17 protein-coding genes are annotated in these 24,037 nt (G+C 67.4%); 7 read left to right on the forward strand and 10 right to left on the reverse strand.

Going from position 1 to position 24,037, the window contains the following annotated elements:
• Positions 1-169: 169 nt before the first annotated feature.
• From F1609_RS20455 to F1609_RS20470, 4 genes are all read left to right on the forward strand, one after another.
• Positions 170-3,952, forward strand: a complete 3,783-nt coding sequence (locus F1609_RS20455) for a GH36-type glycosyl hydrolase domain-containing protein (RefSeq protein WP_167078510.1) — start codon at positions 170-172, stop codon at positions 3,950-3,952.
• A 1-nt stretch (position 3,953) separates the two neighbouring features.
• The gene (locus F1609_RS20460; protein ID WP_167078511.1) at positions 3,954-5,075 is read left to right on the forward strand and encodes an ABC transporter ATP-binding protein; all 1,122 of its coding nucleotides are present in this window, start codon (positions 3,954-3,956) and stop codon (positions 5,073-5,075) included.
• 238 nt (positions 5,076-5,313) lie between these two features.
• Positions 5,314-6,885: an FAD-dependent monooxygenase gene (locus F1609_RS20465; protein WP_167078512.1), complete on the forward strand. Its 1,572-nt coding sequence runs from the start codon at positions 5,314-5,316 to the stop codon at positions 6,883-6,885.
• Positions 6,886-7,029: 144 nt separating this feature from the next.
• A complete protein-coding gene (locus F1609_RS20470; RefSeq protein ID WP_167078513.1) occupies positions 7,030-7,845 on the forward strand; it encodes an APH(3')-I family aminoglycoside O-phosphotransferase in 816 nt (271 codons plus the stop codon).
• A 57-nt stretch (positions 7,846-7,902) separates the two neighbouring features.
• Here F1609_RS20470 and F1609_RS20475 read toward each other — a convergent pair whose 3' ends face one another.
• Positions 7,903-8,298: a DUF7674 family protein gene (locus F1609_RS20475; RefSeq protein WP_167078514.1), complete on the reverse strand. Its 396-nt coding sequence runs from the start codon at positions 8,296-8,298 to the stop codon at positions 7,903-7,905.
• 9 nt (positions 8,299-8,307) lie between these two features.
• Positions 8,308-8,733 (reverse strand): DUF4265 domain-containing protein, encoded by a 426-nt coding sequence (locus F1609_RS20480; protein WP_167078515.1) that lies wholly within the window; start codon positions 8,731-8,733, stop codon positions 8,308-8,310.
• Positions 8,734-8,845: 112 nt separating this feature from the next.
• Between F1609_RS20480 and F1609_RS20485 the strand changes: the two genes are divergently transcribed.
• Positions 8,846-9,793, forward strand: a complete 948-nt coding sequence (locus F1609_RS20485; RefSeq protein WP_167078516.1) for a DMT family transporter — start codon at positions 8,846-8,848, stop codon at positions 9,791-9,793.
• A gap of 12 nt (positions 9,794-9,805) precedes the next feature.
• Here the strand turns inward: F1609_RS20485 and F1609_RS34230 are convergent, their stop codons facing one another.
• The 8 genes from F1609_RS34230 to F1609_RS20525 form a co-directional block, all read right to left on the reverse strand.
• A complete protein-coding gene (locus tag F1609_RS34230; RefSeq protein WP_196785466.1) occupies positions 9,806-10,690 on the reverse strand; it encodes a hypothetical protein in 885 nt (294 codons plus the stop codon).
• A gap of 26 nt (positions 10,691-10,716) precedes the next feature.
• Entirely contained in the window at positions 10,717-16,767 is a 6,051-nt protein-coding gene (locus F1609_RS20495; RefSeq protein WP_167078517.1) for a beta strand repeat-containing protein, read from the reverse strand.
• Positions 16,764-18,206, reverse strand: a complete 1,443-nt coding sequence (locus F1609_RS20500; RefSeq protein WP_196785467.1) for a TIGR03032 family protein — start codon at positions 18,204-18,206, stop codon at positions 16,764-16,766. Before F1609_RS20500 ends, F1609_RS20495 begins: the two co-directional genes overlap by 4 nt.
• A gap of 175 nt (positions 18,207-18,381) precedes the next feature.
• A complete protein-coding gene (locus F1609_RS20505; protein WP_187363084.1) occupies positions 18,382-19,119 on the reverse strand; it encodes an AIM24 family protein in 738 nt (245 codons plus the stop codon).
• A gap of 3 nt (positions 19,120-19,122) precedes the next feature.
• On the reverse strand, positions 19,123-19,764 hold the full coding sequence (locus tag F1609_RS20510; protein WP_167078519.1) for an AIM24 family protein: 642 nt from the start codon (positions 19,762-19,764) through the stop codon (positions 19,123-19,125).
• Positions 19,765-19,813: 49 nt separating this feature from the next.
• Positions 19,814-20,431, reverse strand: a complete 618-nt coding sequence (locus F1609_RS20515; protein WP_167078520.1) for an AIM24 family protein — start codon at positions 20,429-20,431, stop codon at positions 19,814-19,816.
• Between the two features lie 116 nt (positions 20,432-20,547).
• A complete protein-coding gene (locus F1609_RS20520; RefSeq protein WP_166875567.1) occupies positions 20,548-20,739 on the reverse strand; it encodes a hypothetical protein in 192 nt (63 codons plus the stop codon).
• Positions 20,740-20,915: 176 nt separating this feature from the next.
• Positions 20,916-21,896 (reverse strand): SMP-30/gluconolactonase/LRE family protein, encoded by a 981-nt coding sequence (locus F1609_RS20525; protein WP_229421967.1) that lies wholly within the window; start codon positions 21,894-21,896, stop codon positions 20,916-20,918.
• A 147-nt stretch (positions 21,897-22,043) separates the two neighbouring features.
• Here F1609_RS20525 and F1609_RS20530 point away from each other — a divergent pair, with 147 nt between their 5' ends.
• Positions 22,044-22,856, forward strand: a complete 813-nt coding sequence (locus tag F1609_RS20530; protein ID WP_167078521.1) for an EcsC family protein — start codon at positions 22,044-22,046, stop codon at positions 22,854-22,856.
• A 114-nt stretch (positions 22,857-22,970) separates the two neighbouring features.
• Complete coding sequence (locus F1609_RS20535; RefSeq protein WP_229421968.1) at positions 22,971-24,029, forward strand: alpha/beta fold hydrolase; 1,059 nt, start codon at positions 22,971-22,973, stop codon at positions 24,027-24,029.
• Positions 24,030-24,037 lie beyond the last annotated feature (8 nt).

Below are 24,037 nucleotides of genomic sequence, written 5' to 3' on the forward strand. Positions count from 1 at the left end.
GTACCGCAATCGAGCTCAGCACAGCGTGGTTTTTTTGTAAATTTTTCACCAAAAAAAGCACGACTTCTGGTCGAAATTTTACTTTTTTAACAAAGATGTCATGTAAAATTTATCAGGATGTAACCGCTTACATTGCGCCGTCTCCATTGCCAACCACCGTACCCTGCCCATGACTCCGATTCCATTCAGTCCCGCCGCCGGCGCCCGCTTCCTCTCCAACGGCCATCTGCGGGTGCTCGTCACGGCCGCCGGCACCGGCGCCACGGACCTGGGCGAGCACGCGCTGACGCGCTGGCAGGGCGACCCGGTGGAAGACGGCGACGGCTACTTTATCTACCTGCGCGATATCGACAGCGGCGAATCCTGGTCGGTCGGCGCACAGCCCTGCGCGGTCGCCGGCGCCCGCTATGGGTTCGGCGGCGACGATGGCGGCGCGTGGCTGACCTGCCGCCACCTCGGCATCGAAGCGCGGCTCGACATCGTCGTCGCGACCGAGTCCGACGTCGAACTGCGCACCCTGACCTTGCGCAACACCAGCGCGCGGGCGCGCCGCATCGAAGTGACGAGCTACCTGGAAGTGGTGCTCAACAAGCGCGCCGCCGAAGCCTCGCACCCGGCGTTCTCGAAACTGTTCGTGCAGACCGAGTCGGTTCCCGAGGCCGGCGCGCTGCTGGCGCGGCGCCGTCCGCGCGGCGCCGACGACGTCTGCATCTGGCTGGTGCACGCCGCCGCCGGCGGCGAGGATGGCGGCATCGAGACCGACCGCAAACGCTTCATCGGGCGTGGCCGCAGCCTGGCCGCGCCAGCCGCGCTGGCCTCAAGCACGCCGCTCTCGGGCAGCGCCGGCAACGTGCTCGATCCGTCGTTCAGCCTGCGCCGCAACGTGACGCTGGAACCGGACGCGAATGCCGTCATCGTCTTTACGCTCGGCGCGGCGCCCGGGCGCGATGCCGCACTGGCCCTGCTGGCGGGCGCGCCGGCGCCGGAACTGGCCGCGCGCATGGCGGGCGAACGGCGCGCTGCCCTCCTCACGGCGCTGGCGCTCGATGCCGAACAAGGCGCCTATGCCGAAGCGCTGGCCGCCGCCATCCTGTATGGCGAAAGCGCCCTGCGCGGCCCGGGCGACGCGCCCCTGTCCACCGACAGCCTGCCCGATTCGCTCGGCCTGCCCAAGGACCGCGTGCTGTGCGTGGTCACCGCCATCGGTCCGCGCGACCCGCAGGCGCAAGCCTTGCTCGACGCGGCGCGCTACTGGGATGCGCTGGCCCTGCCGCTGCACCTGGTGCTGGTCGGCGCGCAAGCCGACTGGCCCGCGTTGCCAGGCCCGGTAACCCTGCTCGACCCCATGCACGTCGACAGCGCCGACCTGGAACGCGTGGCCGCGCAGGCGCGCATGGTGGTCAAGGGCGAGCTGCCGCTGTTCGCGCCGCGCGCCAGCATCCTGCGCCCGCCGCGCCCACCGCACCGCAAGCATCCACAGGACGACGCCGAACCGGCGCCGCTGCAGTTCTTTAACGGCGACGGCGGCTTCTCGAGCGACGGCAAGGAATATGTGATCCGCCTGGCCTGGGACGGCGCCGAAGGCCTGTCGCGCCCGCCCCTGCCCTGGACCAATGTGATCGCCAACGAACAGGTGGGGGTGCTGGTGAGCGAAACCGGCGCCGGGTACACCTGGAGCCGCAACAGCCGCGAACACCGGCTCACGCCCTGGTTCAACGACCCGGTGCGCGATCCGCACGGCGAAGCGCTGTATCTGCGCGACGAAGACGACGGCAGCTGGTGGTCGCCCATGCCCGGTCCCGCACCGGCGGCAAGCAACTATGAGGCGGTGCACGGCTTCGGCTACACCACTTTCCGCCATGCCAGCTATGGCCTGGAGCAGGAATGCACGGTATTCGTGCCGCGCCACGACCCGCTCAAGATCGTGCGCATCCGCCTGCGCAATACCGACGCGCGCAGCCGCACCATCTCGCTGTTCTCGTACCAGCAGCTGGTGCTGGGCAGCACGCCGGCCGACAGCGGACGGCACATCTGCACCACCTGGGACAGCGGCGTGCTGCTGGCCACCAACCGCATGGCCGGCCCGTTCGCCGACGGCGTCACCTTTTGCGCGCTGATCGCGCCGCCGGCCAGCGCCAGCTTCCACAGCGCCGACCGCGCCGCCTTCATCGGCACCCAGGGCACCACCGCGCGCCCGGCGGCGCTGGGCGAAGCGCGCCTGGACGGGCGCACCGGCCCCGGGCTCGATCCATGCGCCGCGTTCCAGGCGCGCCTGACCATCGCCCCCGGCGAAGAGGTCGAATTCGCCGTGCTGCTGGGCGAAACCACCTGCGCCGACGATGCGCAGGCGCTGGTGCGGCGCTATCGCGCCGGCGCGGCGGTCGAGCAAGCCCTGGCCGAGGTACGCCAGTTCTGGCGCGACACCGTCGGCGCCATCGAAATCGACACCCCGGTGCCAGCGATCGACCTGATGGTCAACGGCTGGCTGGCCTACCAGAACCTGAGCTGCCGCATCTGGGGCCGCTCGGCCTTTTACCAGTCGGGCGGCGCGATCGGCTACCGCGACCAGTTGCAGGACGCCAGTGCCCTGATCTACACCCTGCCCGAAATGACGCGCAAGCAGATCTGCCTGCACGCGGCGCACCAGTTCACCGAAGGCGACGTGCTGCACTGGTGGCACCCGGCCCCGCTCGAAAAAGGGCTGCGCACGCGCTTTTCCGACGACCTGCTGTGGCTCCCCTACATCACCGCGTTCTACCTCAAGTCCACCGGCGACTGGAGCGTGCTCGATGAAGTCGAAGGTTTCCTGAGCGCGCCGCAGCTGGAAGACGGCGAAGACGAAGTCTTCCTGCACCCCGAAGCGGCCGGCACCAGCGCCGACGTGTACGAGCATTGCTGCCGCGCGCTGGACCGCTCGCTGACGAAAGGCGCGCACGGCCTGCCGCTGATGGGCACCGGCGACTGGAACGACGGCATGAGCCGGGTCGGACGCGAAGGCCGCGGCGAGAGCGTGTGGATGGGCTTTTTCCTGTTCCGCATCATCAAGGACTTCTTGCCGGTATGCGAGCGGCGCGGCGACAGTGCGCGCATCGCCGCCTACAGCGCCTACCTCGAGCAGCTGGCGGTGGCGCTCAATGACCAAGGCTGGGATGGCCAGTGGTACCGGCGCGCTTTTTACGATAACGGCGCGGTGATGGGCTCGAGCGAGAGCGACGAATGCCAGATCGACGCGCTGGCCCAGGCCTGGTCGGTGATCTCCGGCGCGGCGCCGCTTGAGCGCGCGCAGATGGCGCTCGACGCCATGGAACAACGGCTGGTGTCGGATGCCGATGGTTTGATCCGGCTGCTCACGCCGCCTTTCGTCCACACCGCGCAGGACCCTGGCTACATCAAGGGTTACGTGGCCGGCGTGCGCGAAAACGGTGGCCAGTACACGCACGCGGCCTGCTGGGCGGTGCGCGCCGTGGCCGAAGCCGGCCGCAACGAACGCGCCGCGCAGCTGCTCGAAATGCTCAGTCCCATCAGCCATGCGCTCACACCGGAAGCGGTGGCGCGCTACCAGGTCGAGCCCTACGTGATCGCGGCCGATATCTACGGCGCCGATCCGCACGTGGGGCGCGGCGGCTGGACCTGGTACACCGGTTCGGCCGGCTGGGCTTTCCGGGTCGCGCTCGAATCGGTGCTCGGTTTTACGCTCGAAGGCGGCGCCGCGATCCGCATGAAGCCGGTGGTGCCGGCCGCGTGGCCGCGCTTTGGCATTCGCTACCGCCTGCCGGACGGCGCCACCAGCTACCACATTGAAGTGATCAACGACGCCATCGGTGACGGTTCGCTGGTGGTGGCCGCCTCGCTCGACGGCCAGGAAGCGCCGATCGTGGACGGCGCGGCCATGATCCCGATGAAGGCCGACGGCGCCGCACACCGCGTGGTCGTCGTGCTGCGCGCAGCCTGAGATGGCGGCGGTCAGGCTCACAGGCATACGCAAGTCGTATGGCGCGCAGGCGGTGCTGCACGGGATCGATCTCGATATCGGCGATGGCGAGTTCGTGGTCTTCGTGGGCCCGTCCGGCTGCGGCAAGTCGACCCTGCTGCGCGCCATCTGCGGGCTGGAAGACATTGACGGCGGCGACATCCTGATCGACGGCGCGCGCGTGAACGACGTGCCGCCGGCGCAGCGCGGGCTGGCCATGGTGTTCCAGAGCTACGCGCTGTACCCGCACATGAGCGTGTACGAAAACATGGCGTTCGCCCTGAAACTGGCGGGCAAGCGCAAGTCGCAGATCGACGTGGCGGTGCACAAGGCCGCGCAGACCTTGCAGATCGAAGCGCTGCTCGAGCGCCGGCCCAAGGAACTGTCGGGCGGCCAGCGCCAGCGCGTGGCGATCGGACGCGCCATCGTGCGCCAGCCGGCCGTGTTCCTGTTCGACGAACCGCTGTCGAACCTGGACGCCTCGCTGCGGGTGCAGATGCGCATCGAGCTGGCCAGGCTGCACCGCACCCTGGCCACCACCATGATCTACGTCACTCACGACCAGGTCGAGGCAATGACCCTGGCCGACCGCATCGTGGTGCTGCGCGCCGGGCGGGTGGAACAGGTGGGCGCGCCAATGGCGCTGTACCACCGGCCCGACAACCTGTTCGTGGCCGGCTTTTTGGGCGCGCCGCCGATGAATTTTTTACGCGGCGAGATCCGCCAGTGGAACGCCGGGCAGGCGGTGGTGGCGCTGGCCGGCGGCACCCAGCTGATGGTGTGCGTGGCCGAGAGCATGGCGCCGGGCGCGCGCGTTACCCTGGGCATGCGCCCGGAGCACATTGCGCCGCATGTTACCGACGGCATTCCGGCGACCGTGTTCGCGGTCGAACGGCTGGGCGAAGGCACGTATCTGTACGCCACGGTCGCCGGCAGCGCCGAGCAGGTGGTGGTGCGCGCCGACCCGGACGCCAATTGGGACGTGGGCCAGTATCTGCTGCTTGGCGCACCGCTCTCGCGCATCCACGTGTTCGGCGAAAACGGCAGGCGTTGCCCGCCTGCGGGCGAGCCTGGGACCGCCGGACTTGCACCGGCTTGCGCCTGAGCGGTTTTTGATCTAAGCTCGCTCTGTCGAAAATGGTAGACCGGTGTGGTGAGCCCCGGTCAGCCTGCCGCACCCGTGGCGGGCAAACAATCCAGCCCATGGGGGCCGCGGACCGCGACGGAAGGCGGACCTGCGCCGTTTTTCCGTGACGGCGCCGTCTCGACCCGGCTGTTCTCCTCCGTCCGGAATACGCCCTGTCCTTCGCCGTGCCTGCGGCAGCTCACCACAAGGACGTACCATGCAAAACCATTCCCTCTCCCACGACAGCGCCGTCCTGATCATCGGCGGCAGCCTGGTCGGACTATCGGCCGCCTTGTTCCTGGCGCGCCGCGGCGTCGCCACCATCGTCATCGAAAAACACCACGACAGCGCGCCACATCCGCGTGCGATGGGCTTCACCGAACGCACCATGGAGCACTACCGCGCGGCCGGCATCGGCGAGCGCATTGCGCAAGTGCCGCCCCAGGCCCGCCTGCGCCGCGTGCGGGCCGATTCGCTGACCGGCGCCTGGCGCCAGGAGACCGAATGGACGCCTGGCGAAACGCAGGAGCGGCGCGCCAGCGCGTCTCCCTGCGGCGGCGCGGCCATCGCCCAGGACAGCCTGGAACCGATTTTGCGCAGCGCAGCCACGCAGCAAGGCGCCGACCTCAGGCTGGGACACGAACTGCTCTCTTTCCAGCAGGATGACCAAGGCGTGACGGCACAGGTACGGGTACGCGACAGCGGCGCGCTGGTCACGCTGCGCGCCGCTTACCTGATCGGCGCCGACGGCGCGGCCAGCCCGGTGCGTACTGCGCTGGGCATCGAACGCCAGGGCATCGGCCACCTGCGCACGCTGCGCAGCATCCTGTTCCGCTGCCCCGGCGCCGAACCGTACCTGGCGCGCGGCATCACGCAGTTCGACATCGAGCAGCCCGGATTCAAGTGCTTCCTGACCACCTACGGCGACGGCCGCTGGGCCTTGATGTTCGACCAGACGCAGCCCGTCGGCGACGACCTGGTGGCGCTGGTGCGGCGCGCGCTCGGCCAGGACCTGGCGGTCGAGGTGCTGGCCACCGGGTGCTGGGAGCTTGCCGGCCGCATCGCCGATCGATTTTCGCGAGGGCGCGTGTTCCTGGCCGGCGACGCCGCCCACCAGCTGCCGCCCACCCGTGGCGGTTTCGGCGCCAATACCGGGATCGACGACGCCGCCAACCTGGCGTGGAAGCTGGCCATGGTCGTGCAGGCACGCTCGTCGCCCCTGCTGCTCGACACCTACGATGAAGAACGCCGCCCAATCGCCTGGCTGCGCCACCAGCAGACGTTCGCGCGGCCCGACTATGCCCACTGGGCCAAGGGGACGCTGGAGCACGTAGCGCTGTTCGGCAATGAAGCGATGGAGCTGGGCCAGTTGCAGCGCTCCGCCGCCATCCCCGGCGCCGCGGCCGGACTGCCGCCGGCGGCACATCCCGATCAATGGGCCGGCCAGCCGGGAACCCGCATCCCCCATGTGTGGGTCGAGGGCGGGGGAAGCACGCTGTCCACGCTGGATTTGGCCACCGACGGCTTCGTCCTGCTGGCGCGGGCGCGCGGCTGGATCGACGCCGCACGCGCGCGGACCGGGCCGGCATGGCCGCTGCGCGCCTTGCAGGTCGGCGTGGATATCGTTTTCCCGGCGGACGCCAGCTTCGAGCATCGCTTCGGCGTCGGTGCGGACGGGGCTGTGCTGGTGCGCCCGGACGCGCTCATCGCATGGCGGGCAAGCGGCCTGCCTGCCGATCCGGCCCGGACCCTGGCCGAGGCGATGAAGCAGGTGGCGATGCTCGCTTAAGCAGGATGCGGCCAGGTACAAAGCGCGCTTGCCTGGCCCAGGCGCTGCCCGGATTCCGTTAAAATGGCTGCCTGGGCAATTAAGCAAGCTGGGCAGTGAAGAATGCAACTGGTGCGCCCTCCGAGCGACAACAAAGCTGATCAGATGAGACCATCCGAACACCGACCAGGCTGCGTGGCAGCGCCCCTCCCCGCCAGCATGGCCGCCGCGCTGGCGGGCTACACGTGGGAGCGCGAGGCCAGCGGCGAGTCCGGCGCCGGCGTCTACCGGCTGCACGGCAAGAAGGATTGCCCCGATCTGTTTCTCAAGCACGGAAACGATGCGGTTGCAGACCAGATTACCGATGAAATGACGAGAATGCTGTGGCTGGTCCGGTATATTCCGGTGCCGGAAGTTGTGCAATTCGTGCGCACGCCAGATCGGGCCTGGCTGCTGATGAGCGCAATGAACGGCGTGACGGCGCGCCACATGCTGGAATCGCAGCCCGAACCCGGCCCTGCCGTCGTCGACGCATTGGCGGCATTCCTGCGGCGCCTGCACGCCATTCCGGTGAGTGCATGTCCATTCAACGCCGATCACACTGTCAGGCTTCGGCTGGCACGGCAGCGCATCGACGCGGGCGCCGTCGATGTCGATGATTTCGATGACGAGCGCGAAGGCTGGACCGCCGAACAAGTGTGGGAAGCGCTACAGCGCCATCTGCCGCTCGTGCCCGACCCGGTCGTCACCCATGGCGACTTCTCGCTCGACAATTTGATGATCCACGACGGCGCGGTAGTCGGATGCATCGATGTCGGGCGCGCCGGAGTCGCCGATTGCTACCAGGATCTTGCCATTCTGTGGAACAGTCTCGGTGAATTTGGGGAGGCGCTGCAGGAAAGGATGTTTTTGCAATACGGCCTTGCGGTTCCCGATCAACGCAAGCTGCAATTCCATTTGCTGCTGGACGAGCTGTTCTAAGCTCGGTCGCACATGAACGGTTTGCCGGAACCTGTCGTGAAACTGCCTGTAAAACCTTCACCGACTCGCTAACGCCGTGGGCTTGCGCCACATCTGCAGATAAAACTGCTGGATATCGGCTGCGATGAATTCCCACGCCCACGCTTTTTCCTCATCGCTGGCATCCCACATGATATTTTCGGCATACGATACATCCACGATGGAGAGGAGCGCATCCGGATTAGCCCGATACTGATCGGCCAGGAAACCGGTCTGCGCCCGGATTGCCGCGCTGTCTTTTCGCTTGATCGCCTCGGTAATCCTGCCCGCAAAGGCCTCTACCCACGTATGGGGATAGTCATCATATTCTGCAGGGTCCCAGTTGCGTTCGGCGAGCCATTTTCCGGTCAGTGCCGCCCCCTCCGGAAATCGCGTGCGGATGTTGCTGACAAGCCGGTTTTCAGCGATATACATATCCATCCGTCAATGACGCCATGCAGGAAAAGCCATCGCAAAACCCAGGCTTTCCAGCCTGTCCATTAACTCATTGACTGCCTCCGGGTCGGCCGACGCCGGCACATCGACTGCATAGTGCTTGAACTGAGGAAGATGTTCAATGCCGAGGTCCAGATCCAGCAGCTCATGCTCGTATTGTCCCAAATCGGGTCCGGCGTGATCGCTGATCCAGACCAGCGAATGCCCTGACGATTCCATCACAGTGAAGTCGAACACGCAGCCGTTGACGGCATCCGGTTCGGCGGAAAACCAGTCGCCGACCGCCAGGCCCTTGATAAAGAAGGGACTGCTTTTCAAACGGTAGCCGGCATCGGTCTTTTCACACCATACATGCTCGGTTGCCACAGGTGGCCATCCATCGACAACATCGAGCGCAAACGCGACCTTTTCCATCCAATCTCCTGATGTAAGTACACACTGGCGTTTACCCGCCCCGATGCAGCGCGCAACGCTTCGTGCCACACTAGCAGACTTGGCAATTAAATGCATGACAGGAATATATCCGATGTGGACTGGCGTACTGTGCGGCCTGCTGGCCGGCGCGATGTGGGGCATGGTGTTCATCGTGCCGGAACTGTTGCCGGCGTTTTCGCCGGTCGAGCTGGCCGTGGGCCGCTACATCGCCTACGGGGCGATTGCCACCGGGCTGATGCTGCCGCGCCTGCGCGGCCTCCTGGGGCGGCTCGACCGCAGCGACTGCGGCGCGCTGGTGCGCCATGCGCTGGCCGGCAATATCGTGTACTACATGCTGCTGGCGCTGGGCGTCAAGCTGGCCGGGGTGGCGCCGACCTCGCTCATCATCGGCCTGCTGCCGATCACCGTCACCCTGCTCGGGCGCAAAGACCATGGCGCCATTCCCCTGTCGCAACTGGCGCTGCCGCTGCTGGTGGTGGGCGCCGGCATCGCCTGCATCAATCTCGATGTGTTCCTGCATGCACGCGCCAGCGGGGCCGCTCCCGGCGCCACCCTGCTGGGCGTGCTGTGCGCCTTCGGTGCGCTGCTGTGCTGGAGCTGGTACGCGCTCGACAATACGCGTTTCCTCAAGCGCAATGCGCATTTCAGCAGCGCCGAATGGTCGGCCCTGTATGGCATGGCCAGCGGCCTCATCGCACTGCTGGTCGGGACGCTGGCGTTTGCGGTCTGGCATGGCGAGGTCACCGGCGCGGCCGCTGCGGCAAGCGGGCGCAACTGGACAATGTTCTGGATCGCCAACACCCTGCTGGCGCTGGGCGCCTCGGTGATCGGCAATCACCTGTGGAATATCGCCAGCCGGCGCGTGCCGGTCACCCTGGCCGGCCAGCTGATCCTGTTCGAAACGCTGTTTGCGCTGCTGTACGGCTTCATCTACCAGCAGCGCCTGCCGCGCATGCTGGAAGCGGCGGCGATCGTGCTGCTGGTTGCCGGCGTGCTGTGGTCGGTGCGGGTACACGCGCTGCAGCCGCCCCATGCCTGAGTGGGGCGACGCTTACTGCCGGCTCAACAGCACTGCCCCGGCGCGCTGCGCCGGCGCGCCAAGATAGACCAGCGACAATCCCGCCTGGCCGGCGCCCAGGCGCGCCACCCCGGTCAGGGTCTGCACGACACCGGCGCAGGTCTCCGTGATCGCCGCGTCCAGCACCGCCGCCGCGCCCGGGTGAACGGTCAGGCTTCCGCCATACAGGCAACCCGTGGTGCTGGTGCCGCTCAGGCGCCCCGCGCCATCGACGTCCCAGCTCAGTACATTGGCGCCGAGCTTGCCGATCCAGCGGCCCGCCAGGCTGGCTTGCACGGTGGGCGTGTCGTAGGCCTTGTTGTAGGTCCAGGCCAACGGGCCGGGCGCCGCCGTTCCGATGCGTATGCTCACTGGCAAGCCATCGGCGGCGCTGCCCGGCAGGCTGCCGCTGAGCGTGAACGCTTGCGCACTCGCGCCCGACAAGGGGAAGTACTGGCCGCTGCCGCTGTACGCCGTGCCGCTGCGGACCAGGCTGGCCTGGGCCACCGCGCTGACGGCGCCGTCGCGTTCATACACCACCCATGCCTGGCCGTCAGGCAAGATGGTGGCGCTGACCACGCTGCCATCGCCCGCGCTGGCGCTCCAGAAACCCTGCGCTTGCGCCAATGACGGCTGCGTTGGCGTTGGCGTTGGCGTCGGCGTCGGGGTCGGGGTCGGGGTCGGGGTCGGGGTCGGGGTCGGGGTCGGCGTCGGGGTCGGCGTCGGGGTGGGTACCGGGGTCGGGACCGGCGTAGGAACCGGGGTCGGGACCGGGGTCGGGACCGGTGCGGGCGTCGGCACCGGCGTACTGTCGCCGCCGCCTCCGCAAGCGGACAGCAGGGCCAAAGCGGATACCGCCAGCAAGTTTGTCTTGTTCATGATTGAGGCTTTCGTTTGCATGCGCATTACCAGAAATGGGCGCCATCGACCAGGCCGGGCGTGTAGCCAATGATGCTCAGCGCCATGAAAGCGGGCGCGCCCGGATCGGTGATCACACCGTCCGCCTTGCCGTCGGCGTCGAACTGGCCGCCGTCGGTGAGCCGGAAGTCGAGGCGCAGCTTACCGCCTTCGAGCCCGATCGCGCCGCCATGCGCGGCGCTGGCCAGGTTGACCCAGATGCCGTCCGCGTTCGCCTTCCAGTAGCCGTTGATACCCAGGGCCGTATCGAGGTAGAGGCTGAATTTTTCCGTCGCGCCGGCGGTACGCACGGTCGACGAAAAGGAAAGCAGTCCGAGCGGCATCGCCATACCGGACGGCAGCTCGGCTGGTGCGTCGAGCTGGCGCATATTGTTCAGGGTGACGGGATTGGCCAGGCTGGCGTCGATCTTGCCGTCCACCGAACCGGCGACCAGCGTGATGTACAGCGGCGGCGCGCTGGATGGACTGCTTTGCGCCGTTGGCGTGGTCAGGAACAGCGCCGAACCGACACCCGGCTGGCGGCTGTCGGCAATGCCGTCGCCGTTGCCGTCGCCCGCCATTGCAGCGCCGCCGGTCGCCGGCGGCAGGCCGGGCGCGGCATCTTCGACGGCGTCCGGCACATTGTCGCTATCGGAAACCGGAGTCGGGGTCGGGGTCGGAGTCGGAGTCGGGGTCGGAGTCGGAGTCGGAGTCGGCTCCGGCGTCGGCGTCGGCGTGGGCGTCGGCACCCTGGCGTCGATGCGCACCCCGGCCACGGACGGCACGCCGCTCAGTGCCGGCGCGGCAAGGTTGCCCGCCGCGTCGTGCAGGACGGCGCCGTTCAACGCCAGGCTGCCCAGCGCAATGCCATCGAGGTCGAGCATGCCGGCGCCGACCGCCATGCGGAAATTGGTGGCAGCACTGCCGCTGCCGGCCACGTAGTCGGCATAGGCGATGACGCCGTTGTCGAGCATGATGGCCAGGCGCGGGGAACCGCCCGCGCTGTCGAGCTGGACCGGCTCGGACCAGTTGAGGATGAAGTCGAGCTGCTGGCCGGCGCCGTACGTGGCGTCGGCCGGCACGCCGACCGACAGCACCGCCGGCGCCACGCCATCGATCGCGTAATTGCCGGAACTGGTGGCGCCGCTGCCGGGATTGCCCGCCGCGTCGCTCAGGCCCGCATAACTGAGCCCGATCGCATTGACCGGCGCCGTGATGCCCGCCAGCGGCGTGAGCGTCGCCGTCCAGGTGCGCCCGCCATCGTTGCTGATCACCTGGCTGAGGGTAGCATTGCCCACGCTCAGGCTGGCGTTGTCGAAACCGCTGACCGGCTCGCCGAAGGCGATCGTCACCAGCGCCGTCGCGCCGGCCCCGAGCAGGCTTGCCGCTACCGTGACGGTTGCCGCCGGGCCCTTGCTGTCGACCGCATAGGCGGACGAGAGGACGGCGCCGGCGCCGGCGTTGCCGGCCAGGTCGAGCACGCCTCCCAGGTCGAGGCTGATGAGGTTGACGGCGGCCTCGACCCCGGCCATCGGGGTCAGCGGCGCGCTCCAGGTGACGCCGCCGTCGATGGTGGCGAGGGTGCCGACGCTGGCGTTCGGCACGCTCAGGTCCTCGCTGCCGACGCCGCTCACCGCTTCGGTGAAGGTGATGGTGAGCTGGGCGCCCGCGGCGCTGGTCAGGGTGGCGTTGCTCAGCACCATGCTCGCGCCCGGCAGGCGGGTATCGATCGTGTAATTGTTGGACGTGCTCAGGCCAAGGCCGGAAATGCCGCCCACGCTCACACCGGTGTTGTCGAGAACGATCTGGTTGCTGGTGCTGGTGACATTCGCGGCCGGCGTGAGCGTCGTCGTCCAGGTGACGTTGCCGTCGCTGCTAGTGAGCGCGCCGAGCGTGCCGTTGGCCACGCTCAGGTCGGCGCCGTCGAAGCCATCGACCGCCTGGCTGAAGACGATCGTCACCAGCGAGCTGGCGCCCGCCTTCAGGGCCGCCGTGGTCACCACCACGGTGCTGCTCAAGGAGGGAGTCTGGACCGTGTAATTGGCTGAAGTGCTGGTCCCGGCGCCGGGGTTGCCGGCCACGTCGGTCAGCCCGCCGTTGGCCAGGCTGATGACATTCGTGTTGCTGCTCGTTCCCGGCGCCGGCGTCAGGGTGGCGTTCCAGGTAAGGCCACCGTCGGCGCTGGCGACCGGGCTCAGGGTGCCGCTGCCGATGCTCAGGTCGTCGTTGGCGAAGCCGCTCACCGCTTCCGTGAAGGTGATCGTCACCAGGCTCGTTTCGCCGTGGGTGAGCGCGGCGTCGGCCAGCACGATGGCGGCATTGCCCGGCGCGGTCGTGTCGAGCACATACGCCTGGTCGAGCGCGGCGCCGCTGTTGCCTGCGGCGTCGCTCAGCCTGGCCTTGAGCGTGTTGCTGGACACCAGGGTCTGTCCGGCCAGGCTCCAGGTGGTCTGGCCGGGCAGGATGACGGCCGGGCTCCAGGTGGCGCCATTGTCGAGCGAGACTTCGACCCGCTCGCCGGCCGCCAGCGGCGCGCTGATGGTGCCGCTGACGGTCTGGGCCGCGCTGCGGGTGATGAAGTCGGTGGCGCTGGCGCCGCCGTCGTTGTCGAAGGCGATGCTGGCGATCGTGGTGGCGGGCGCCGTGGTGTCGATCGCGATGGCCTGGCTGGCCCCGAGCGAGCCGGCGGCCCCGGGCGTGGCAAGGGTCAGCACGGCGTCGGCGCTGGTCGCGCTGCGGATGCTGCCGCCGTCGAGCACCAGCGCCGCGGCGCTCAGATAATCGAGGTCGGCGCTGGTGTCGCCCGCCTGCACCGTGTAGTGGAAGGTCAAGGTGGCGCTGCCGCTGCCGCTGGCGTAGGTGGCGTCGCGGTCGATGGCGCCGGTTTCCAGGCTCAGGCGCGGAACGCCGGCCACGGTCACCGCTTCGCTGAAGGTCACTGTCAGCACGATCAGGGCGCCCTCGCGATAACTGCCGTCGGCGCTCGTTGCGGCCACGGCGCTGACGGACGGCGGCGCGGCCACCGTGGTCAGCACCACGTCGTTGCCGCTGCCGCCGGCATAGCTCACGCGCAGGAACTTGCCGTTCACGGCGAACAGAGCGCCTTCGGCCAGGCCGGCGAAGGTGCCGGCCACGGCGTCGCTCGCATCGTTGACGATCAGGGTAAAGCTGTCGCCGATCAGGGGCACATAGCCCAGGCTGACGGAGAGGGTGGCGGAACCGAGGTCCACGCCGCCGTCGACAGCCAGCTGATCGTGGGTAAGCGACGGCGTGGTGCCGTTCAGCTGCATCGCCACGGTCGCGCCGGATGCCAGGGTCAGCCCGTTGCGCAGGGTCAGGAGGCCGCTGCCGCTGTTGCCGGGGGCGATGGCGCCGCCGGCCTGCACCGTCACGGCCCCCAGCACGCCGGCCGTGCCGATGCTGCCGATCCCGGCCAGGGTCGCTCCCGCGTCCACCGTGAGCGCGCTGGTGGCGGCCAGGGTGCCGTTGATGGCCAGGGTGCCGGCGCCGGCCGTGGTGGGGCCGGAATAGGTGACGCTGCCCCCCAGCGCCAGCACGCCGCTGCCGGCCTTGAGCAGGCCGCCGCTGGTGCCGCCCATCACGCCGGAAAACGTGGTCGAGGTATTGTCGCCGCCCACCGTCAGCAGGTGGGCACCCAGCGCCACGGCACCCGTGCCGGCAAGCGAGCCGATCGTTTCGGCCGCGCCGATGGCGAAGGTGCCACTGTTGGTCAGGTTCACCGCGCTGGCGTCGGGGATCGCCGCCGCCGCACCGGTGGCCAGGGTGCCGTTGGTGATGGTGGTCGCGCCGGTGTAGGTATTGGCGCCGGACAAGGTGGTGGTCTGGGTGCCGACCTTGGTCAGGCCGCCGCTGCCGGCGATCACGCCGGAAAAGGCGGTGCTGCTGTTGTTGCCGCCCACGCTCAGGGCGAAGGTCCCGATATTGACCGTCCCCGCCCCCGCCAGCGCGCCGATGACCTCGTTCCCGCCCAGGGTCAGGGCGGCGCCGGCGGCCACCGTCACCGCATTGGTGTCGGCGATCCGGTTCGCTGCGCCGGTCTGCAACACGCCGCCCGCGATGTTGGTGCCGCCCACATAGCTGCTGGCGCCGGTCACGACCAGGGTGCCGGCCCCGGCCTTGGCCAGAGCGCCGGCGCCGATCAGCGGATTGACGATGGTGGTCGTGCCGCTGGCGTTGCTGATGGTGAGGGTGACGCCGCTGCTGATGGTCAGGCTGCTGCCGCTCAGGGTGTTGCCACTGATGACAGCGTCGGTGTTGATGGTCAGGTTCTCGGTGAAGGTCTGGCCGCTGGAATAGCTGGTCCCGCTGGTGGCGAAGGCGCTGCCCAGCACCAGGGTCTGGCTGCCGGTGACGTCCCCCAGCGCAAGCACGACCGCCTCGCGCATGCTCACGCCGTTGGACAGGTTAATCGCGGCGGTAGTGGTGTTGGTGCTATCGGTGACATAGATGGTGTCGCTGCTCACCAGCGCGTTGGCGATGGCCGGCGTAACCCCGTCGCTCAGGGTAAAACGGATGATCGAGTCGCCGGGCGGCGTGTCGTTGCGAAACAGGATGCCGCGCATCACATCGCGCACCAAGGTCGTCGTGGCTGCCGCGTTGAAGCTGATGCTCAGGATGCCGAGCGCATTGGTGAAGCTGGCAAAGGTGACCCCGCCGCCCGTTTGCAGGTTCGCGCCGCTGACTGTGTAGCCAGTCTGGTTAAAGCTGAACAGATCGCTGCTCATGGCCGTGCTGCGCTGCACGGTCAGGCTGGCGCCGCGCCAGTTGTTGCTGAACTCCATTTCCGGATCGCTGACCGTGGCGTTCGCGCCGGCGTCGAGCGCCACCGTGTTGCCCACGCCGGCCCAGGCCACCGTGTCGCCGGCCAGGCCGGCAATGCCGGGCGGCGGCGCGTTCTGGAAGAACTGGGTGTTGCCGTCCGAGGTGCCGTACAGGGCGTCGAAGTCGCCGTCGGCATCGATGTCGGCAAAGGTCGGATTCGGATAGGCCGCCGGACCGAGCCCGTAGGGGTTGAGCACGGGCGCATCGAATACCGGGGTGGCGGCCGTGCCGCTGTTCTTGAAGAACCCGTTCTTGACGAACATGTCCAGGTCGCCGTCGCCATCGAGGTCGATCAGCACCGGACTGGCGTAGGTGTCATTGTTTTGCAGGCCGAAGGGATTGGTCTGCGCAGCGGCGAAGGCCGGGCTGGCGGCGCTGCCGGTATTCTGGAAGTAGTAAGTATCGCCGTTGCTGGTGCCGATGAAGGCGTCCGCGTCGCCGTCGCCATCGATGTCGGCGAAGGTCGGGTTGGCGTAATTGACCACATTCGCCAGGCCGAACGGGTTGGACGCCGCGCTGCCGAATGCCGGGGCGGCGGCCGTGCCGTCGTTCTGGAAGAACAGGGTGTCGCCCGCGCGATTGCCGACAAAGGCGTCGAGGTCGCCGTCGGCGTCGATATCGACGAAGGTCGGGGTGGCGTACAGGCCCACGTTGGCGAAGCCGAAGGGATTGGTCAGCGCGGCGGCGAACAAGGGCGCCTGGCTGGTGCCGTTGTTATTAAAATACAGGATGTCGCCATTCCTGTTGCCGATCATAGCGTCCAGATCGCCATCGGCGTCGATATCGACCAGCACCGGATCGGCGTAGTCGCCGGCGTCGCCAAGGCCAAACGCATTCAGGACATAGGGCCGGTAGACCGGCGTGACCGGCACCACGTCGTTGTCGGCGACCGCCACCACCACGTTCTCGATGCTCAGGCCATTGAAGGCGGGGTCGCCGCTGCTGCTCGCATGCCGGATCACCCAGCGTTGCGGGCCTTCCGCCACGGCGTCGTTGATGGCGCTGACAGTGACCGTTTGCGGGCTTGCCCAATTGGTGCTGGTAAACGTCAGGCTCGGAACATCGCTGCCGACCTGGCCGTTGGTGTTGCTCAGGGTGACGATCACATCCGCGCTGGGCGCCTCGCTCAAGACCAGGGTGTAGCTGCCGCTCGCGCCGCCTTCCGCAATGGCGGCGCCGATGCCGCTCCGATCGACGATGATGGTGGGGGAAGTCATAAGGTATCCTGGAGTGTGTCGATGCGGGGGCGGATGGCGGCGTTCGAGGCCGGGGGCTGCGGCAGTTGCAGGTGTTTCAGCAGGGCCGTCGCGATGCCCTGGTGACGGTAAGGCGGCAGCACCAGCAGCGACAGCAGGGTGCGCAGCGGCGCGCCGTCGGTGCCGGCGGCTTGTTCGGCCACGGCCAGGGCCACCATAGCGCCGTCGACCGACGCCGACACGCCCAGCAATTCGCCGTGCGGCGCTTGGCCGCGCCAGCGCGCCTGCAGGCTGGGAAACGTCATGGCCTCGTAGCCGGCCAGGTTGGCGGCGTTCAGGTGATGGACGTGCTGGTATTTCACGCAGGCTGCGGCCGCGCGCGGCAAGGCGGGGGCCGCCACCGCCGCGCCGATGCCGGGACGGCGCACGGTCGGCTTGGTGGCGAGCAAGCCGCCGCTGCCGGGAAAACTGATCAGGCGCTCGATGCCATCATCCTGGAAACCCAGCGCGGACGGGCGCTCCACGCCGGCCAGCACGACCACGTCGAATAATTCGTCGACCCCGCCATCGAACAACAGCGAATGCACCGGCGCGCCGCTGCGCAGATCGATCACCACCAGGCCGCATTGCGAGGCCTGGCCGGCGCCGGCCAGGCGCTGCGCCAGCGGCAGGCCGCCAAAACTGCTGGCGCGCAGGCGCGACATGCCGACCACGGCATAGTCGCCGGCGAAGGCCAGGCCGCGCACGAAGCCGGGACAGGCGGCCACCGGCACGAAGCGCTCGCCGTCGAGAAAACCGAACTCCCCGCTGCCGGCGTTGAGCAGCCACAGCTTGCCCCGGTACCAGCGCGGCGAATGCGGCATCGACAGGCCGCCGGCCACGATCTCGTTGCTGGGGATATGCATGACGATGCCGCCGGCGGCGCGCTGATGGCGCCAGCCGGCGGCGGCGTCGCTGGCGGCGCAGGCCGTGACATAGGCTGGCGCCCCCGCGCGCATGGCCAGCCCGTTCAGGTGGCAGCGGTCTTCGGCTTTCAGTGCGCTAATGAAGGGCGGTTGCCAGACCGGCTCGAAACTGTAGCCGTCCCGCAAGCGCGCCAGGCAGCTGAAGTCGGTATTGATGAACAGGGTTTCGCCGTGCCGGTCGCGCACCACGTCATGCACGTTCAGGTCGCCCGTGGTGTGCGAGCGGGCCGGCACGTACAGGCGATCGCAGCCGGCATGGGTCTGGCCCGGCGCCAGCCGGTTTTCCAGCTGCCAGATAGCATGCCGGGTGCTCATCACCAGGCTGTCCTCGCCGGCGTACAGGCCCATCGGCTTGTCGAAGACGCGCTCGTGCACGGCGATGCGGCCTTCGGGCTTGCGGCCGACCAGCAACAAGCGGTTGCTCTGGTAAGTGGTGAAGGCCAGGCTGGCGCGGCTTTCCTGCAGCCATTGCCACAGCCCTGTCGAGGCTTGCATCGCATTTGCCGCCGGAAATGACATGCTGTTGCCCCGTCACAGCGCCAGACCAGGCGCCCACTGGAATCGATTGAACATCGTCTCCAATGATAGTAGCACGCCGCTCTGTCTGCCACGCAACAATCGAATGCACGTGCCTGCCGTGCGGATGCTGGCCCAGGCGTGTGCGCGGCAGCTAGCGCCGCTGCTGGCTCTGCTGCTGCAACGACAGGCTCAGCCTGCCCAAGTCTTCCTTGCCCAATTGCGGCAACAGCGACACCAGGTGCGCCAGGGTCGAGCTGTTGCTCAGTTCCAGCTCGGACGATTGCACCAGCACCGTACCGGCGCCGGTGAAGTCGACCTGCTTTTCCTCGCCCGACAAGGTGAAACCGGTCAGCGCGCCCACCGTCGATACGAATCCCCGCACATGCTCGTAATCGTAGCGGTACGACGGACTCGGGCAATCGGCCCAGCCCAGCACCGCCTGTTCGTCGACGCGGCAAGGCAATTCCAGGAAATGCACCGGTCCGTTGGACGAAGCGATGATCTTGCCGGTCCCAAGCAAGGTCAGGTAGCCCGGCAGGGTCGACTCCTGGCAGATCACATTTTTCGTAAAGCCCAGCAGGTTCTTGGCGCGGATGGTCATGTTGGCCGCATCCAGGTCGTAGCAGGCAATGTCGTTGCCGTTGTCGCCCAGGATCAGCTGGCCCTGCCCCTGCGCCACCACGAAGTTATGGATGTACTTCGGCGCATTGAAGGCATGGCGCGCCAGCATGTCGACCACGCCGCTGCCCATGGCCTCGAAACTCAGGTTGCCGTAAAAGGCGATCATCTTGCCCTTGCGGATGAACATCTGCTCGCTGACGTCGGCCACGAAGGCAAACCGGTTCAGGTTATCGTTCCTCGGCAAGGTCGCTGGATTGTAGATTGTCATGATTTACCTCTCGCTCGCTTGAATGTAGACCGTACCCTGGCCGCTGAATTTGACTTGATACGATTCGCCCGAGGCCTGGCCGACGAAGGTTTTCCAGTTCAAGTCGGTTACGATGGTGGAACTGAGTTGACCGGTATGGCCGATGTAGGCTTGCGGATCGACGCAGACCGGCACCTCGTGCGTCACCGGCAAGCCGATCGCATTGCCATCCGACAGGATCGCCACCTCGCCGGTGCCCTGGAAGGTACTGGTAAACAAGCCCTGCCCCGACACCGCGCCGCGCGCCATCCCTTGGATACCGCCCTGGTTGCCGAGGAACATGGTCCCGGCAGTCATGCGCGCATCGAACGCCAGTACGTTGTCGCTTTCCACGTACAAGGTCTCGCCGCGCACCGGGATGATGGTGACGAACAGGCCGTCGTGGGCGTAGTAGACCGAGCCGCGGCCCTTGGCCATCATCAGCGAGTAGCCTTCGCTGGTGGCGGCGCGCATGGCCAGGCTCTCCACGCCCTGCCCCGCAAGGAAGGAGCGGCTGAAGGCCACATCGCCCTGGTACGAAATCATGGCGCCCTTCCTGGCGAAGACTTCTTCGTTATTGAGTTTGACCTCAATCATTTTTTCATTGATTTGCTGGTACGCCGGCATGGCATTCTCCTACTCGATTCGATTGTTCAATAGCGCTGCGCGGCACAAGTCAGCGTTCCGCGGGCTGGATGAAGACCACGCCCTGGCCGCTGAATTTGTGCTGGTAGGATTCGCCGGACGACTGCCCCACCATCGTGCGCCAGTTGACGTCGAACACGAATTCCTGGGTAATATTGCCTTTGTAACCGATGAACGCATCGGGATCGACCCGCAGCGGCGTCGAGGGCGTCACTTCCAGCATGATCAGGTTGCCGCGCGAGATGACGGCAATGTTGCCCTGGCCCTCGACGGTGGTGCTGAACAAGCCCTGGCCAGAGGCCGCGCCGCGCAGGCCGGCAAAACTGGTGCCGGTCTTGAGCGAGGTGTCGTAAGCGAGCAGGCTGCTGCTTTCGATGATCATTTTCTCGCCGGACATGGGAATGACGGTGATTTCGGCCGCATTCTGGGCGAAGAACACCGTGCCGGTGCCCGAGGCCTGCATCAGCTGCATGCCCTCGTTGGTCACCTTGCGCTTGAGCGCGCCGAAGATGCCCTCGCCGCCGAGCAGGGATTTTTCAAACTTGATGGTGCCGGTGTAAGCGACCATGGAACCGGCAATGGCAAGCACCGTTTCTTTTTGAAGGGTCACTTCCAGCAGGCGATCGGAATTGTTACGGAAACTGGTCACGGCTTACTCCTGGCAAAAGCGGTCGCGGCGCAGCCGCCGCCAACCAGAACGTCACATTCTGGTTGGGTCGGACTGGCGTGTCAAGACAGCAATTCTCAGGGGCGCAACACCAGGGATCAGTAGTAACGCGAACGCGAGCGGTGCAGGATGCCGGAATCGCTGCTTTCGCGCGCATCCTTGATGCGGAAGTCGGATGCCGGGCTGGTACCGGAGCGCTCATCGTCGTTCTTGTGGCGCTGCTCCCGTTCGCGTTCGATTTCGCGTTCGATGCGGGAGGCCGGCTGGGGATCGGGTTTGGTGGTTTTCATGTCAGACGCTCCGGCACGATGGCGGTGGAGATACGGTCAAGACTCGAAACGGGCAAAGCGCGGTTTTCATGATTTCTTTCAGTTAAAAAGTTACTGCATGAATCCAGTATGCGCACCCGGGACAGCGGCGTATGTTCGACTCCTAACACAAGGCATCAAAACCTTGCACACCACTCCTAATAGGGCTTGCCCGGCAAACCCAGCCGGATCTGCCAGAGCGCGCCTGCGCCCGTCATGAACAAGGTTTTGCCGTCCGCGCCGCCGAACGCGGCGTTGGTGATGTTGGCGTCGACCTTGATCACAGCCAGTTCCTTGCCTGCCGGTGAAAACACGCGCAGGCGCTGCGCCGCATGCTCGGTTACGTACAGATTACCCTGGCAATCGACGGTCATCCCGTCCGGCACCGCCACGCCGCCGACCAGCTCGCGTCCCTCGCCCGGCACCCCGCCCACGATCGGGTAGGCGCGCACGACGCCGTGCTCGCCGCCGCCGCTCACATACAGCATATCGCCCGCTGGCGACAAGGCAATCCCGTTCGGGTTGACGATGCCGGCGTCGACCACCGTCACCTTGCCGCCCGGCGCCACGCGGTACACGCGGGTGGCATCCTGCCCGCCGGGCGCGGCGGCGCGCTGGAAGCTGGGATCGGTGAAATAGATGGTGCCGTCGGCGCCGATGGCGAGGTCGTTGGGCGAATTGAAGACCTGGCCTTGAAACGTACCGGCGAGCAGGCTGCGCTTGCCGCTGGCCAGCTCAAGACGCACTACGCCCTTGACGCTGTGGGTGGCGGCGACGATATTGCCGCGCGCATCGACCGCCAGGCCATTGCTGCCGCTATCAAGAATAGCCGTGCTCAGCTTGCCGTCCGGGCCGAGGCGCCGGATACGCGAGGGGAAACCGGGGCCGAAGCTAAAATCCGAGAAATACAGCGCATCGCCGATCCAGACCGGGCCTTCGTACAGGCCCGGCTCGCTGCTGGCCGGGGCGCTGCCGGGCACGCGGGTGGCGCTCAGCGTGCCGCTGGGCGCGGCGCCGCTGCAAGCCGGGACCGCCGACGCCTGCGCCAGCGGCGCCCACAGCAGCGCACTTGACAGCAGCCACATGGCCGGCATGGCGGCGCGGAACGGAGAACAACGCGCTTGCGTGGTGGGTGTCATCGGTCGGTTTCCTGCGGAATGTTAGCGCTATCCAAAAGGAAATTGTAGCAGCCTTCCGCGCGTGCGGGCCGGGCTGGCGCGACTCGCCTATACTCCACGCATCGCCCTGTCGCAGCGTGCGCAGCGGCACTTGAACAGTGAGGAAATATGGAACGTCCACACCCGGCCGGCGCCGGCGTCAGCTTGTCGCGGGAGCACCTGGCCGAATTGAAACAGGCCAGGCAACTGCTCGAGCATCCCGGCTACGTGGCCCGCATCACCGACGTGATCGGCATGCCGCTGGAAGCGGCCGTCAAGGCCCTGCCCGCTTCGTGGAGCGGCAAGATTGCGTCGGTCACCAACGCGACGCTGACCAAATGCCTGAAAGTGGCCAACGCCACCTTGCGCCCGTCGGGCACCTCCTCCTTCCCCAAGCTGCACAGCGCGGCGGTGGCCCTGAGCGGCGCGGCCGGTGGCGCCTTCGGCATCGCCGGGCTGGCGGTCGAGTTGCCGGTGTCCACCACCGTCATGCTGCGCTCGATTGCCGATATCGGCCGCGCGCACGGCGAAGACCTCGCCTCCCCTGAAGCGCAGCTCGCCTGCCTGATGGTGTTTTCACTGGGTGGCAAGACGGCCGACGACGATGCCACCGAGTCCGGCTACTACGCGGCGCGCATCGCGCTGGCGCAAGCCATGTCCGAAGCGACCGTGTATCTGGCCAAGCATAGCGTGGCCAGCGAAGCGGCGCCGGCGCTGGTGCGCCTGATTGCCCAGATCGCGGCCCGTTTCAACGTGCACGTCTCGCAAAAGGCGGCGGCCATGATGGTGCCGATCATCGGCGCGGCCGGCGGCGCGCTGGTCAACACCTTGTTCATCAACCACTTCCAGGACATGGCGCGCGGGCATTTTACGGTGCGCCGGCTGGAGCGGCTGTACGGGCCGGAGGCGGTCAGCGCCGCCTACCTGCAACTTCGGGACTAAGCGGCAAGCCAGTCGAAGGTGCGCGCACTGTTGACTGGCGCACAGACCGGTGCTGCCCGCGACAGGCAAAGTAGCTCCACGACAGCCATTCATCAATCTGCCGCAGGATACACAATGCCTTACAACCGCACCGCCATGCCGCATCGCATTTCCACCCATACCGAACCGGGCACGCCCGGCTGGGGCAGCCTTGCCCTGTTCGCCGCCGCTGCCGGCCTGGCCGCGTCCGCCGTGTACGTGCACGCCAAAAAGCGCGCGGCGGAACAAGCCAATCCCGCGCAGGGCCGGATGATCGACATCGATGGCGTGCGCCTGCACTACTTGGAACGTGGCGAAGGGTCGCCGCTGGTGCTCTTGCACGGCAATGGCTTGCATTCGGACGACTTTGCGCTCAGCGGCCTGCTCGACGCGGCGGCCGAATCGCATCGCGTGATCGTATTCGACCGCCCGGGCTTCGGCCACAGCGAGCGTCCCGCGGATACCGGCTGGACCCCGGAAGCGCAGGCGCGCCTGATCTATAAAGCCTTGCGCGCGCTGGGCGTGGAACGGCCGGTGATCGTCGGGCATTCCTGGGGCACCCTGGTGGCCCTGGCGCTGGCGCTGGACTACCCGCGCTACGTGCGTGCCATCACCCTGGTGTCCGGCTATTACTATCCGACCATGCGCCTCGACGCGCCGCTGGCGTCGGCGCCCGCCCTGCCGCTGCTGGGGCAGGTGTTAAGGCATACCGTGGCGCCGCTGCTCGGACGGCTGATGTGGCCGGCGCTGGCGCGGCGCATGTTCGGCCCGGCGCCGGTACCGGCGCGCTTCAATCAGTTTCCAGAATGGATGTCGCTGCGGCCGGCGCAACTGGGCGCCAGCGCGGCCGAAAGCGGCATGCTGGTTTCGGCGGCGGCGCGCCTGTCGCAGCGCTATGCCGAACTGCGCTTGCCGATCGCGGTACTGGCCGGTTGCGAAGACCGGGTTGTCAGCACCGAGGCGCATGCACGACGTTTTCACCACGATGTTCCCCACAGCGACTTGCAGCTCGAAGAAGGCTGCGGCCATATGCTCCATTACGCCCGTCCCGAGGCGATCATGGCCGCGGTGGCCAGGCTCGAAGTCGGGGCGCGGGCGGGCTACGCGCACATTCCCGCGTGGGCCAGACAAGATACGGGTGCGACGCTGCACTAGGCGGCGCA

Origin of the sequence: Massilia aquatica (genome assembly GCF_011682045.1) — a bacterium.
Taxonomy (GTDB): Bacteria; Pseudomonadota; Gammaproteobacteria; order Burkholderiales; family Burkholderiaceae_D; genus Telluria_A; species Telluria_A aquatica.